This window comes from Lyngbya sp. CCAP 1446/10 (genome assembly GCF_026130175.1).
Taxonomy (GTDB): domain Bacteria; phylum Cyanobacteriota; class Cyanobacteriia; order Cyanobacteriales; family Microcoleaceae; genus Microcoleus.
In genome coordinates, this window is record NZ_JAIGNI010000028.1 from 25,076 (window position 1) to 38,431 (window position 13,356).

General features: G+C 46.6%; 11 protein-coding genes. 5 read left to right on the top strand and 6 right to left on the bottom strand.

Features of this window, described 5'->3' with window-relative positions; translation table 11 throughout:
- Window positions 1-356: 356 nt before the first annotated feature.
- The 3 genes from K4039_RS13300 to K4039_RS13310 form a co-directional block, all read right to left on the bottom strand.
- Window positions 357-2,123: an AarF/ABC1/UbiB kinase family protein gene (locus tag K4039_RS13300; protein ID WP_265235665.1), complete on the bottom strand. Its 1,767-nt coding sequence runs from the start codon at window positions 2,121-2,123 to the stop codon at window positions 357-359.
- 252 nt (window positions 2,124-2,375) lie between these two features.
- Window positions 2,376-2,708, bottom strand: a complete 333-nt coding sequence (locus K4039_RS13305) for a DUF6825 family protein (protein ID WP_265235666.1) — start codon at window positions 2,706-2,708, stop codon at window positions 2,376-2,378.
- Window positions 2,709-3,229: 521 nt separating this feature from the next.
- Window positions 3,230-4,807, bottom strand: a complete 1,578-nt coding sequence (locus K4039_RS13310) for a serine/threonine-protein kinase (RefSeq protein ID WP_265235667.1) — start codon at window positions 4,805-4,807, stop codon at window positions 3,230-3,232.
- Between the two features lie 729 nt (window positions 4,808-5,536).
- Between K4039_RS13310 and K4039_RS13315 the strand changes: the two genes are divergently transcribed.
- Window positions 5,537-7,012 carry a SulP family inorganic anion transporter gene (locus tag K4039_RS13315; protein WP_375339803.1) on the top strand — a complete coding sequence of 492 codons (1,476 nt, stop codon included), beginning with the start codon at window positions 5,537-5,539 and terminating at the stop codon, window positions 7,010-7,012.
- Window positions 7,013-7,346: 334 nt separating this feature from the next.
- Here K4039_RS13315 and K4039_RS13320 read toward each other — a convergent pair whose 3' ends face one another.
- Window positions 7,347-7,802 (bottom strand): DUF2127 domain-containing protein, encoded by a 456-nt coding sequence (locus K4039_RS13320; protein ID WP_265235669.1) that lies wholly within the window; start codon window positions 7,800-7,802, stop codon window positions 7,347-7,349.
- Window positions 7,803-7,826: 24 nt separating this feature from the next.
- Here K4039_RS13320 and K4039_RS13325 point away from each other — a divergent pair, with 24 nt between their 5' ends.
- Window positions 7,827-7,988, top strand: a complete 162-nt coding sequence (locus K4039_RS13325) for a hypothetical protein (protein WP_265235670.1) — start codon at window positions 7,827-7,829, stop codon at window positions 7,986-7,988.
- A 167-nt stretch (window positions 7,989-8,155) separates the two neighbouring features.
- Here K4039_RS13325 and K4039_RS13330 read toward each other — a convergent pair whose 3' ends face one another.
- Complete coding sequence (locus K4039_RS13330; protein ID WP_265235671.1) at window positions 8,156-11,011, bottom strand: CBS domain-containing protein; 2,856 nt, start codon at window positions 11,009-11,011, stop codon at window positions 8,156-8,158.
- A 445-nt stretch (window positions 11,012-11,456) separates the two neighbouring features.
- On the opposite strand from K4039_RS13330, the gene psbZ reads away from it, so the two are divergent.
- The 3 genes from psbZ to K4039_RS13345 all read left to right on the top strand — a co-directional run bounded on the left by psbZ (window position 11,457) and on the right by K4039_RS13345 (window position 13,208).
- Window positions 11,457-11,648: a photosystem II reaction center protein PsbZ gene (gene psbZ, locus K4039_RS13335; protein WP_106148334.1), complete on the top strand. Its 192-nt coding sequence runs from the start codon at window positions 11,457-11,459 to the stop codon at window positions 11,646-11,648.
- 231 nt (window positions 11,649-11,879) lie between these two features.
- A complete protein-coding gene (ribH, locus tag K4039_RS13340) occupies window positions 11,880-12,428 on the top strand; it encodes a 6,7-dimethyl-8-ribityllumazine synthase (RefSeq protein WP_265235672.1) in 549 nt (182 codons plus the stop codon).
- A gap of 201 nt (window positions 12,429-12,629) precedes the next feature.
- Window positions 12,630-13,208, top strand: a complete 579-nt coding sequence (locus tag K4039_RS13345) for a Uma2 family endonuclease (RefSeq protein WP_265235673.1) — start codon at window positions 12,630-12,632, stop codon at window positions 13,206-13,208.
- On the opposite strand, the gene K4039_RS13350 is transcribed toward K4039_RS13345, so the two are convergent.
- Window positions 13,205-13,327: a hypothetical protein gene (locus tag K4039_RS13350; protein ID WP_265235674.1), complete on the bottom strand. Its 123-nt coding sequence runs from the start codon at window positions 13,325-13,327 to the stop codon at window positions 13,205-13,207. The genes K4039_RS13345 and K4039_RS13350 overlap by 4 nt on opposite strands.
- Window positions 13,328-13,356 lie beyond the last annotated feature (29 nt).

Here is a 13,356-nt window from a genome sequence, read left to right on the forward strand (position 1 = left end):
AATTTTTGATAACAAAACTTAAATCCCGAACGAGACTTGAAATTTCTGCCGATCGCTAGTCTTGGAAAAATTGTACTTCATTAGCCTTACATTGTAGATCGTCTGATGCTCATTCCGTCTGCAAATTTCCGTAAATCAAGCCGCCTGAACCAGCGGCTGCCCCAAAAAACTGGATTTCTACCAAAAATTAGAGGTTTGGCTGGCTAAAAATCAAGAAAGCCAAGTTTTGAGCATCAAAGTAAGTGCTGTGAATTTTATAAATCCGTTGTCAGCCAGCCAAAACTTAACATTCACTCGTCAAATTTTGGCTGGTGAGAAATCTCAAGCCGGAAATTTTTGATCCCAAATTACCTGCATTATGACATTCTGTCTAATCGATCGATCCGTCGGAACAAACGCAGCAGAGCTAATCCCGCACCAGCAGCTAGCAACCCCACAGCGACAGCCGCCCAGACTTGATTGCTGACAAACAAAATTGTCGCAGACAAAGTAAAAGCACTCATCATCAAAGTATAATTCGTGCCCATTTGAACACTGGTCATGCGACGCATCAACCGCTCAGCTTCGGCAGAACGGACGCGAATCCGCAAATCTCCCTGTTCGAGTTTATCAATAGTCTCCTCAATCCGGCGGGGCAAACCCAAAGCAGTCGAACTCACCTGAGCCGCTTGGCGGCCGAGTTCGTTAAAAATGCTGCTAGTTGCATCAGGTCCATTTCCATTACTCATAAGCTGCATGGCAAAAGGTTGTGCCACCTCCATAAAGTTAAACTCGGGATCTAAACCCCGACCGACCCCTTCAATTGTTGAAAAAGCTCGCATTACAAAAGTAAAGGTAGCTGGGAAGCGAAAAGGTTGGTCGTAGGCAATATCGTAAAGGTCGTCGGTAATCGCGCTCACCGACTGCTCTTCAAAAGGCTTGTCCATGAAGTTATCCAGCATATACTGGATCGATCGGCGCACTGGACTCATATCACCTGTCGGAACCAAAGCGCCCAGATTGATGAGAGAATCCATAATCCGCTGTCCATCCTTAGAAGCAACGCCGTAGAGAGTCTCCATCAGTCCTTCGCGGACGTTGGACTGAATTTGCCCCATCATGCCGAAATCATAGAAAATCAGAGATCCCTGGGCACTAACAGCGATATTACCGGGGTGTGGGTCAGCGTGGAAAAAACCATCGTTGAGCAACTGCCGCAAATAGGCTTTGGCGCCTAACTGAGCGATTAATTTGCGATCGATCCCGGCAGCTTCGAGAGCTTCGTAGTGACTGATTTTAATCCCTGGTAAGTATTCCAAAGTCAGCACTCGCGGAGCCGCGTACCGCCAATAAACTCGCGGCACTTGCACCCAGTCGCAGTTGCTAAAATTGCGGCGAAAAGTATCAGCATTGCGGCCTTCATGGAGATAGTCAATTTCCAGCCATAGAATGCGACAACATTCCTCATAAATCCCCATCCAATCTCGGCCGCGGCCCCACTTAGGATGGTTTTGAAAGTAACGAGCAATTCCCTTAAGAATTTGCAAATCTATTTCAAACAGCTTCCGCAGTCCAGGGCGTTGCACTTTGACTACGACTTCTGGGCCCGAATGCAGTTGAGCTTTGTGTACCTGACCGAGACTAGCAGCGGCCAAGGGCACCGGGTCAAAGCTGCGGTAGAGTTCCTGAACTGTCTTGCCCAAATCTTGCTCGACAATTATTTCTAACTGTTCGTAGCTGAAAGCAGGCACTTTATCTTGCAGCTTAGAAAGTTCCTCGACAAACTCTGCGGGGAACAAATCGGCACGGGTGGAAAATAATTGTCCAACTTTAATGAAAGTCGGGCCTAAATCCAAGAGTGTTTCTCGAACCCAGATAGCTTGAAAGCGGCGTCTGGAAACTTTCTTTTCTTCAGTTACGCCTCCCCAGTAGCTCCAATTTTTGCTGTCGAGCCACAGCGAAGCCAGCCAGAGCAGGACAAAGGCCCAAATGTCGAAGAAGCGCCGCTTCCGGGAGTATTTTTCGCGATTCCAGCGATAAGCTTTACTTTTGTAGGATTTACCAGCAGTTTTTAGCTCATCGGCTTCGCTAGTGCGCTTGGGGGAGCGCTGGCGATTAACAGAGTCATCAAGGAGAGCAGACACTTGGGTTCCCAAATTGCTTATTTTATGTTGTAGCTTTGATTGCAGGTAGGAAGGTGGGTACAAATAAACATTAGGGAGGATGAGGGCGGGTTTTGCCTTGATAAACTCGCTTGTATCTCGTGATTCTTAGCTAAACCCGCCCCTACCAGATACTATTGTTTTTTTGCAATGACCTACTTAGGAGCGCAGGAGCGCATTGCTTTGCGCTCACGTAGTCGTAAATAATAGTTGTTGCGGTCGGATCGCCCTTTTTTAAGGCAAACTGCTGCGGTAGCGCTGTAATTCCGATCGCACCAGGGCGACTTCGGCGCGCAGTTCGTCAATGGTGACTTGCAAGTCGGCGGGATGGATGTCTTGAATGGTAGTGGTGCTGGTTGCAGTGCCTCTGGTCTGCATTGCTTCATCCGCAGATCGATTTGCGCGTTCTACAACTCGATCGGTGAACTGGCGCAGGCGTTCTCTTTGTTCGGCATCAAATTTGCCGAGTTCGGAGAAAGCGTTGGTTGCTGCGCTTTCTAATTGCTCGTATAGTGCTTCGGCAACTGCTCTGCCTACAAAAAAAGCATGAACTGGTGGTTTACTCATAAAAAAATCTCTGTGCGCTTCCGCAACAAATTATAACTTGATTCTCCCCGATGGTGCTTGTTCCCAAAGAAAGGAAGTTTGCCGGAAATGATCTACTGCCCGGAGCGTAGCCGGGAAACAAACAATTTTTTTCATGGTTCGCGATCGCACATAGGGCCCCACCACGGTAAATCGGTGCATTCTCAGCTCTGGTGTTACTAAAGGCTTTCTCAAGCTTAGTAGGGTTGGCAGAACTAATGCGCGATATCACACAACGCAGGCCATCGTGCTTCAATATTAACATAATTTATAACTAAATATCAAATATTTATACGTTTTATTTTGCCTGGGATTCGGAGTGCTTAGGGAATAGGAAATATTCGATAAATTCCGGCATAGGCTGTTGCTATTTTATGAGCTGATCGCAGGTTGTGCGAGATGATCCGTGGTACGGAATGGCGTTATTTTATCCACAATCGATTGATATTTACTCACTCCTCAAAGCAAGTATTAGTCCGCCCTTTTAACCAACAAAAAGAATACTAATTTGTCGCCGGTTCAGGAAACGGCACTGTTGGTTCTACAACAGGGGGCGGGGAGTAAGGTGCGATCGAAGTATCGGAATTGCTGCCGCTTTGGCTTGGTATTGGCGGTTCGGCCGATCCTACAACCGGTGATGGTATTGTTGGCGCGGATTCTTCCTGTGGAAAAGCTTCAGAACTCTTGGGAGCAGACGGGGCTGGTGCGGGTACGGGAGAAGAGTATCTGCGGGGTTCGGGCGGCAGAGGCGGAACTTCTGGTACTGGTGCGGATGCTGCTTCGGGTGCTGGCTGGATTTCAGTTTTAGGTTCTGGAATGGGGTACTCAGAGATCTGCGCTTGGGGATCGGGCGTTGGGGATGCTGAAGGTTCCGCTTGGGGCTCTGGGGCGGGAGTTTGCGGATTCGGGAGCGCAGAAGGTTGGGAGATGGCTGTTGAGGAGTCGATCGGTTCGGGTGTGCTGCTGTCTAATGTAGGCTTGGGGCCCTTGTTGAGTTGGAGCGGAACGAGAGGGCTGCTTTCGACAGACGGCTGCCTGAACATCGGCCCTGACAAATCGCGGGATTTGAGCAAATCTTCGAGAGATGGGAAGGCTTGAGTTGTCGATCCGTTGCTGCTGACACTCGTGCTGTTGTAGCGCCATGCCAGGTCAAAACCCATCCAGCCGGCAATTGCAGCCGTTACGACAAACGCTAGGAAAGTCAATTGCGGCGGGGGAGGTGCGGGCAATCGCAGACTTTGCTTGCCTGTTCTCTCTGCTGATACTCGCTCTGTTTCTTGCAGCATGGTAAGCCAATTTTCCACTGTCTGGGGGCGGTTGTCGGGGTCGGTTTCGAGTCCTTGAAGGATTGCTCGCTCGATTCGGGGGCTGAGGTTGGGCTGAAATTGCCGCAAACAAGCCAGGGGAATGCGATCGCGCAGGGGTGCTGCTACGGGCGGTACGCCGGAGAGCAAGTAGTAGAGGGTGGCTGCGATCGCATAGACATCTGTGGCCGGTGTACATTTACCGTCATAGAGGTATTGTTCGATCGGCGCGTAGCCCGGAGAAAGCAAGTTAGTGTGAGTTTGTTTGGTGCCGGCGGTAAAGTCGCGCGCAATACCGAAGTCTATCAACATTACTAGATGAGAATCATCTCGCCGGATCATATTTTCTGGGTTGATGTCTCCGTGTAGCAATCCGCTGTGGTGAACTGTACTTACGGCTGAGGCTATTTGCCGAATGTAGTGCAGAGCCTGGGCGAATGGCAGCGGCTGATCGGTTTCGACTATTTGGGCGAGGGTTTTGCCGGGAATGTAGTCCATCGCAATAAAAGACTGTCCGGCTTCTTCAAAAAAGTCAATTATCCTAACGATGTTGGAATGCTGACACCGCGACAGGCGTTGGGCTTCGGCAATAAACTGCTGCTGAAACTGGGCTGATGCTGGGTGTTGGCGCAGACTTTCGTTGAGGGTTTTGAGTACGACGGTTTGGTTTAATTGGGTGTGGGTAGCTCGGTAAGTGATGCCGAACCCTCCTCTGCCTAAAGTCGCGTTAATTTGGTATTTGCCCTGTTGCAGGACTGTTGCTGGCGCTGAGTTCATCTTTTGTTGATGGCCGGTTCCCAAACTATGCTACCGCCTTTGGGTTATTTCGCTTTCTTTAGGACTAATATTCGATCGACCTGCGCCCTACTTTTGGCTTGATCTCTGCCATATCAATTTATCTGTAGCAGTTGTCTTAAAACTTAACACAATATTTGCCCAATAAAAATCCCGCTCTTGTGGAACGGGAAAGCCATCAGGGTGCATCTATATAACTTGACTATAACGCCTGGGGGGTATAACCCCTCTTTGCTTTATTAAATCTTTACAATCAGGCAATTTTTGTAAAGATTTAGGTTCTTATTTAAATTGTGAGCAACATTATGATCAGCAAGATTGCCGAATCGCGATCGTGAGCTTAAAAAAATAAAAAAGGATCGACTCAGTGAAGTTGGACACAAAGACATCAGAATCTGATATGATGTCACCCATGATTCCAGCTTAATCGGGAAAACATCTGAATTCAACTTGGTTAATGGAATAAAGCAGGGATTGTGAGATCGATGGTTTGTCAGAAACTCGTTAAGTTAGCAGTTAGTCCACCTTAAGAGCGGTTTAAGTTGATGGTGTCTGTGGTGAACCCACGCAGTAGAGGCGTTTGGCATCTGATAGGCATTTTTCAGAAAGTATTTCAACACAATCCAATATTTGCTAGTAGGTAACGTTCATAGGCAGTGAGCGTGGATCTACTTTTGCAGTCGATCGCTAATTAAGGAGGAACTTTTGAATATTCAAGCCCTGAAACGGGAATGGTTCTCAAATGTGAGAGCTGATATTTTGGCAGGAGCAGTGGTCGCTTTGGCACTGATTCCAGAGGCGATCGCCTTTTCAATTATTGCTGGCGTCGATCCCAAAATTGGACTGTATGCCTCATTTATCATTGCCATGACGACGGCAATCTTCGGTGGACGACCGGGCTTAATTTCAGCAGCCACAGGTTCAATGGCATTGTTAATGATCAACTTGGTGAAGGAGCACGGCTTGGAGTATTTGTTCGCCGCTACTCTTTTGACTGGAGTGTTGCAAATTCTGTTTGGGGTACTGAAATTGGGGCGACAGATGAAGTACGTGCCCCGTGCAGTAATGGTTGGATTTGTCAATGCCCTAGCGATTTTGATTTTCATGGCGCAGTTGCCGCAATTAACTAATGTACCTGTGACGGTATATGTGATTACAGCACTCTCCCTGGCAATTATCTATATCCTGCCTCGCTTTACAAAAGTAGTGCCTTCGCCATTGGTGGCAATTGTGGTGATGACTGTTGCTGCGATCGCCCTTAAACTCAATGTTCCCACCGTGGGCGACATGGGGGAATTGCCCAGTGCTTTGCCATTTTTTGCTCTACCAAAAGTACCATTAAATCTGGAAACCTTAGAGATTATCTTTCCCTACGCCTTGACACTGGCGATCGTCGGTTTGTTGGAATCATTGCTGACAGCTTCACTGCTGGATGAACTCACCGACACACCCAGCGATAAAAACCAGGAAGCTAAGGGTCAAGGCATTGCCAATATCATAACTGGGTTCTTTGGCGGGATGGCAGGGTGTGCCATGATTGGGCAATCGGTGATTAATATTCAGTCTGGTGGACGGGGAAGACTCTCAACCTTTGTTGCGGGTGTTTTTCTGCTATTTTTCATTCTTGTCTTGGGAACTTGGGTCAAGCAAATGCCGATGGCGGCCTTGGTTGCTGTGATGATTATGGTGTCGATCGGGACATTTAGCTGGGCATCGATTAAGAATATTTCCCGCACGCCTCGGAGTGAAACCGCCGTGATGATTACGACTGTTTTGATCACGGTTTTAACTCATAACTTAGCCATTGGCGTAATCGCGGGAATTGTGATGAGTACGGTGTTCTTTTCTCGCAAGATTGCCAAGTTGGTGTTTGTGGATAAAACGCTCAGTGCTGATGGCAGCCATCGCACCTATAACGTCGCTGGGCAAATTTTCTTTGTGTCAGTACATGATTTTTTAGAGGCGTTTGATTTCCAAGAAGTGGTCGATCGCGTCTCGATCGATCTTACCCATGCTCACCTATGGGATCAAGGGGCAGTTGCGGCGATCGATCGAGTAGTGATTAAATTCCGCCGTAATGGTGCAGAGGTTGATCTGATTGGGTTGAATGAAGCAAGTGCCACATTGATCGATCGATTGGCCATACACAACAGCCCCGATGCGGTGAAAGAAATGTCAGGACATTAAAACCAATGGCTTAAATAGGTCGGCGCTGTAAAACGCAACTATGTAAACGATCGTCAAGTATAAAAATGCCAAGAAAGCAGGACTAGGAGACGCTATTTATATACAGTTACATAGTTCAGTTTAATCCCGCCGACCTACTTATGTAACAGAGCAAGACATCAGCCTACTATTGAAGATGCTGGCATCGCATCCAGGGAGTGTCTTCTCAATTAACTCAACTTTAATAGGCTTGAATTGCCTAAATATGCGATCGAACTGTTAACCGCAGATTTCAAGCGAATAAACACTGATAAACGCAAATAATTCAATAATTAAAATTGAGTGGAACTCAAGTTTAATATTTCTTGCCGTGCTTCGGCAAATGGTGCAGCAAATACCATAACACGGCTATATTTGCCATAAGTACGACTAACTTAAGTACGGTGACACCCTGAAATAACTCATATATTTCTGGCGGAATACTGATTCCTACTAGCACTAATACTAAAATTGTTGCCCAGCCTTTTTCGCACCACAAGCCAACAGCTTCAACAGCAGTCAAACCTGCATACACTGCGGCAGCAAGTCCGCTAAATAGTAAAGTTTTAGTTTTGAGCATGAGAATTTTGTCTAACAAAAATTCAACAATTTGAAGTTTTGATTCTAAGAAGAAAGATTCTGAAAAATCTTCCAAGGCTTGATGATTTTTTAGTGCTAAAAGCAAAGCGATTGAAGTTACTGTTAAGAGGGCAGCGACAAAACTTTTGTAAAGGACAATTGCGATCAAAGCTGGAGGACGCTGTTTTTTCACGTAAATTCTAGAAATATTAATAATTTGCGATCGGTTTGTGAAGGAAGAAGGAAGAAGGAAGAAGGAAGAAGGAAGAAGGAAGAAGGAAGAAGGAAGAAGGAAGAAGGAATTAAGAATGTCCTAAGCTGTTGCACATTTAAATTGTATATTCGGGGCAGCGTCGAAGCCCACCCCACAGGAGTTTGACTATTTTTCGACATACGATTTAAATGCAAAACAGCTTAACCGAAAGCACAGGGGATTTAAACCCCCACTTTTAGGTGGATTGTTTTTAGGCACGGGCTTAAATCCCCTGCCTAAAAACTTCACTGTCAACTGTCAACTGTCAACTGTCAACTGTTAAGCACACCATGCTAAGATTGAGGATAATGTTGTACTAAGAAAGAGATGGCAGTAGCCCGATCGCCCAAATGACCATCCAACGCAGCAGCCAACAAATCATCCAACATCCGTTTAAACCCAGGCCCCGGCTTGTAACCCAATGCCTTCAAGTCGTTGCCGTTTAAAGGCGACTCAACATTTACCCACAGAGTGAGATATTCCCAAATCTGGCGACGGATACTTCGGGGGCTTTGTAGGGCGATCGCAATTAACAGCGGCAACTCATAATTCCTCAACAGAAACACCAATTGACTCGGTAACTTACACTTCGGCAAATTCTCTGCTAATTCCTGATTTCCAGCTTCCAAAACTTCCAGCCGTTTAATACTGTCAGCAGGTAACTGAACATTTCCCGCTACCTTAACCCGATATTCCGGTGCTAAATAAGCGATCAAAACTTCCAGCCGCATCAGCCAATCAGGAATATTGATAACTGGGAATTGGGAATTTGTAATTGGGAATTGGGAATTGGCAATAGTTGCTTCTTTCAACATCAATCCGTTAAATCCCGTACTTTGCTCGTTGCCGAACTTCCGGCCATTCAAACATCGATCGAGCAAACGCAACCTGCGCCACAATTCGCGATCCAAATCCAAAGTAGGATGAATACAGCGCAAAGCCTGCAAATCTCCCAGCATTTGCAAAGCAGCCTGCCAATAAGGAGCTTGCAAAATGTACTTTAACTCACTTTTCAGCCGAGTTTCTAAAGCCGGAACTCTGCCATTTTCTCCCTGAATCCGGTAATAAATCCCACTTTCCAAAGCGTTGCGGATGTATCCTTCAGTCTGCGACTCAATGGAAAATCCCAGCCGCACCGCAAACCGCACAGCCCGATAAATTCGCGTCGGATCTTCGATAAAACTATTGGCGTGCAAAACTCGAATTTGGCGCGCTTCCAAGTCTAGCAAACCGCCAAAAAAATCTAACAATTCGCCACTGCGAGGCACACCCAACCGCACAGCCAGCGCATTAATTGTAAAATCTCGGCGGTACAAATCTTGGCGAATCGAACTCGCTTCAACTTCAGGATTTGCAGCCGGATAAGGGTAAAATTCAGTACGAGCCGTAGCGATATCCAGCCACAGCGAGCCGAAAGCCGAGTCTTTGTGCCATAAAAGCGCGGCGGTTTGAAATTGACCGTGAACGTCTAAACGCGAGTCTGGGTAAAGCTTTTGCAGCGCTGAGGCTAACTCTACTCCTGCACCAGAATCGTCGGTGCCGCAGTTGCCATCGACTACCAAATCAATATCAGTGAGTGCCAGTTTATCATCCGTGGCTAACAGTAAATCCCGGACTGCTCCACCGACAATATAAAGTTGCCAGCCGCGTTCTTGGGCAATATTGGCTGCGATCGACAATAATTGCCATAATTCGCTACTAATGCCCGATCGCAACAACTGCTCAACCGATTCGGGCATGGGACAATTAGACAACTCAGTATTACTGCCGCTATCTCGCGCCTTTTGCTGGTGCAACTCCCGCAATACATCAGTGCGAGTCACAATTCCCACCAGTTGGCCGTTTTCCAATACTGGCAAACGCCCGATATCGTATGTCACCATTAAAGCTTCAATTTCTGGCAGCAAGGTATCCGGGGCGATGGTTTTGAGCTGCGGAGTCATGTAACCCTTAACTGGGGCGTGACTGAAACCGTGGTGCAAGGCAATGTCAATGTCGCGGCGCGAGATAATCCCGGTAAGCCGATCGCCCGAATCGACCACGGAAAGCCCCGAATGTCCGTAGCGTAGGAGGATACGGTGAGCCTCTCCGACGGAAGTTTCCGGGCGAATGCTCCGCACTGGAGATGACATTAATTCGCGGGCGGTTGGAGGATGGGGGATTTGAGCTTTGAGTTGGTCGGCTAATTGATTCAAAGTCAGCAGCGGATCAACATCCCGTGTAGCGAGGGATGCGGCGCGGGCGTGGCCTCCGCCGCCGAGGGGTTTGAATAATTCGCTGAGGTTTGTGCCTTCGATGCGCGATCGACCGATAATAGCTAAGCGGTTGGAAACTGGCGATTCAGCAATGTTGCGGTTGTCATTTTCGCTAAAGTTATAAACATTACCTAAAAGTAGAGCATCGGTTTCAGTCAAATCCAGCAAGCGAGAAGCCAGCGCCGAAAGTCCGGGAACATAAGATTCAGTAGATAGTAATACTGAAGCTACTGTATAACCATGCAAGGTTTGCGATCGCAAATTCTCCAACGCTTCTCTCAGCAAATCCTGCAATTGGGGAGACAAACCGGGTTCTACATATTCCGCGATTACCCGCAAACTCGCTCCTTGTTCCATTAACCACGCTAAAGCCATTGCATCTCGCGCGGTTGCGCCCTCAAAGGTGAGGGAACCTGTATCGACGTGGATACCGAGGGCCATGACTGTGGCTTCCGAAGGTAAAAGCTGGGACACTGTATCGCCATTTTCGGCTGCATTTTTGAGCTTTTCCCGCAGTTGTTCGACAATTAATGTGGTGGTTGCGCCAACTGCTTCAATCTGTGTAACCGTGGCGGGGATGTCCAAATCAGCTTGTAAATGATGATCGAAAACGGCTATTTCGTTGAGGTGTGGCAAGTCTAGCCATTCGGCGGCTTTTCCTAGTCGATCACGCTGTGAGGCATCCACTATACTAATAGATCGAATTTGTTGCGGATTGACCGATCGACGTTCAATCAGCGGATACTCGTCGCGGTGTAGCGCCAAAAAATCTCGCACCGTCGGGTGACAACCGCCAGTCAGCACGATTCTGCTACCGGGGCGCAGCACGCAAAGTCCCACCGCCGCGCCCAAGCTGTCAAAATCTGCTGTTGTGTGGCACAAAACTAAGTCCATAGCCGAAAATCCCGCATCTCTCACTCCCACACTAGCAATTTCTGGTGCTCGGATACCGGATCGGGCGATCGGGCTTTAACAGGACTTACACATGGGCTAGAAACCGGGTTTCTACGAAAAATTGGCGACAAGTCACGAGAAATCACGAAAGAAACCCGGTTTCTGAGGTTGCAAGTGCGTCCTGGACTGTTTAATATAAGCTTCAGCCAGTATCGAATCCAGTTTTCTGTGCAGTAGCGAACAATGATAAAATTGATAAAAATCTCAAGAGCTACTAAGGCCTGTTCGCGCCATGCTCGAATTTGCACAGTCTCTTTCGTATCAATCAACCGACAATTTCTCGATCGACCATCTGGAAATTGTCAAAAACTATAATCTGGAATGTTTTGCCAGGTTATGACAAACTATTTCTCGTCCACGCACGGTTATATCAAAAGGAGAAAAAATGTTATCAATTCTGTTTCAAGTGGTTTTACTAGGTCTCGTGCTACTGTCTTTTGTGATGGTTGTTGGCGTGCCAGTTGCCTATGCCTCTCCCCAAAACTGGAATCAGTCTAAAACGCTGATTTATGCTGGTTCTGGTCTCTGGTTCTTACTGGTTATTGCAGTGGGTGTCTTAAACTTTTTGGTAGTTTAATTTCGTCTAAGACTATCGAGAAAAGAAGGTAAAAGATAGAAAATTGAAGGCATTAACCAGTAATTTAAAGTCATTCCGCATTCGGCAGAAGCTAGGAATTCTACAGCCAGCACGACGAACCTGTATATTTTTGCACTTGAAATTAAGATGAGATGTTTCAGCTTTCTAACTTTTGCCTTCTCACCAACAAAAAACTAAAATCTAAAACCTAAAATCTAAACTAGAAACACTATGACTGTTTTCGAGGGAACTTTTACTCAAACAGAATCTTTGCGATTTGCGATTGTCATCGGTCGTTTTAATGATTTGATTGTCAACAAACTTTTGGAAGGATGTCAAGATTGTTTGAAACGCCACGGGGTTGATATTAATCCTGATGGGAATCAAGTTGATTTTTATTGGGTTCCGGGATGTTTTGAGATTCCTTTGGTGGCGCGCAAAGCTGCTCTTTCTGGCCGCTACGATGCGGTAATCTGTCTGGGTGCGGTAATTCGCGGCCAAACTCCGCATTTCGATTTTGTAGCTGGTGAGGTTTCTAAGGGAATTGCTGCGGCTGCTTTTCAAACTGGTGTGCCGGTGATTTTTGGGGTGGTGACGACTGACACGATGCAGCAAGCTTTGGAAAGGGCGGGAATTAAGAGCAATTTGGGCTGGAATTATGGGATGAGTGCTTTGGAAATGGGCAGTTTGATGCGTCAAGTTAATGGTTTGGGTGCAAACTCTTACGATAAATTGCCTGTGTCTGCTGCTGTTGAGGTGCTGTCGGGCGATCGGGCTTGATGTATTATTGAAAAACCTTTTATGGGCAGGCAGGATGCCCAACCCATACTCCCTACAAGAAATACAATCTTTGTGGAACAGGCCGGAAAGCCTGTTCTTGAAACAAATTAAATCTTTGTGCAACAGGCATCTTGCCTGTTCTTGAAAGGGTATAAATTTGATTGAATTGCGTACTTTTAGCACCTGTAGGTAACAAAAGCGATGACTGTTGTAACTGCTAAACGATTCTCGATCGAAGAATATCACCGTTTGGGAGAACTGGGATTTTTCGGCCCCGATGACCGAGTAGAATTGATTCGCGGAGAAATTATAAATATGGCTGCTAAAGGTAGGCTTCACTCTGTTTGTAACAGTCTTTTACTTCGGGAATTAGTCATTTTACTCGGAAGACTTGCTCATTTGCGCGTACAAGAGCCGATTATTTTATTTACTACTGATAGCGAACCAGAACCTGATGTTGTTATCGGCCGAAATCGATCTGATAATTATTTATCTTCTCACCCGGAGCCTGCGGATATATTGTTGGTAATTGAGGTTTCTGATTCTACTTTAAAGTATGACCAGAGAACTAAGTTATCTCTCTATGCGGAAGCTGGGATTTCTAATTATTGGATATTTAATTTGGTTGATAATCAACTGGAAATGTACAGCGAACCTTATCAAAAAAGACAAGGAGATTTCAATTATCGATCGCAACGAGTTGTTCTGCCCGATGAGGCTGTTTCCATCCCTGGTTTTCCCGAATTGTCTCTGGATTTATCTTTGGTATTTCCAGCCTAATTTAAAAATACGATACAATCGCTCACAACGATCGATCGCGTAGATACTGATTTCTGATTCAGTCGATCGGTGCGATCGGTCTTTTGAAATTCTGGATATGCTAAAATAGCAGACTTCACTTCCTATGTCAAGCTTTAGCAGCATCGAT

Coding starts and splice junctions, on each gene's coding strand:
- K4039_RS13305 (WP_265235666.1), bottom strand. CDS start 2,708: ATGAGTAAACCACCAGTTCATGCTTTTTTTGTAGGCAGAGCAGTTGCC.
- K4039_RS13310 (WP_265235667.1), bottom strand. CDS start 4,807: ATGAACTCAGCGCCAGCAACAGTCCTGCAACAGGGCAAATACCAAATT.
- K4039_RS13330 (WP_265235671.1), bottom strand. CDS start 11,011: ATGGACTTAGTTTTGTGCCACACAACAGCAGATTTTGACAGCTTGGGC.
- psbZ (WP_106148334.1), top strand. CDS start 11,457: ATGTTATCAATTCTGTTTCAAGTGGTTTTACTAGGTCTCGTGCTACTG.
- ribH (WP_265235672.1), top strand. CDS start 11,880: ATGACTGTTTTCGAGGGAACTTTTACTCAAACAGAATCTTTGCGATTT.
- K4039_RS13345 (WP_265235673.1), top strand. CDS start 12,630: ATGACTGTTGTAACTGCTAAACGATTCTCGATCGAAGAATATCACCGT.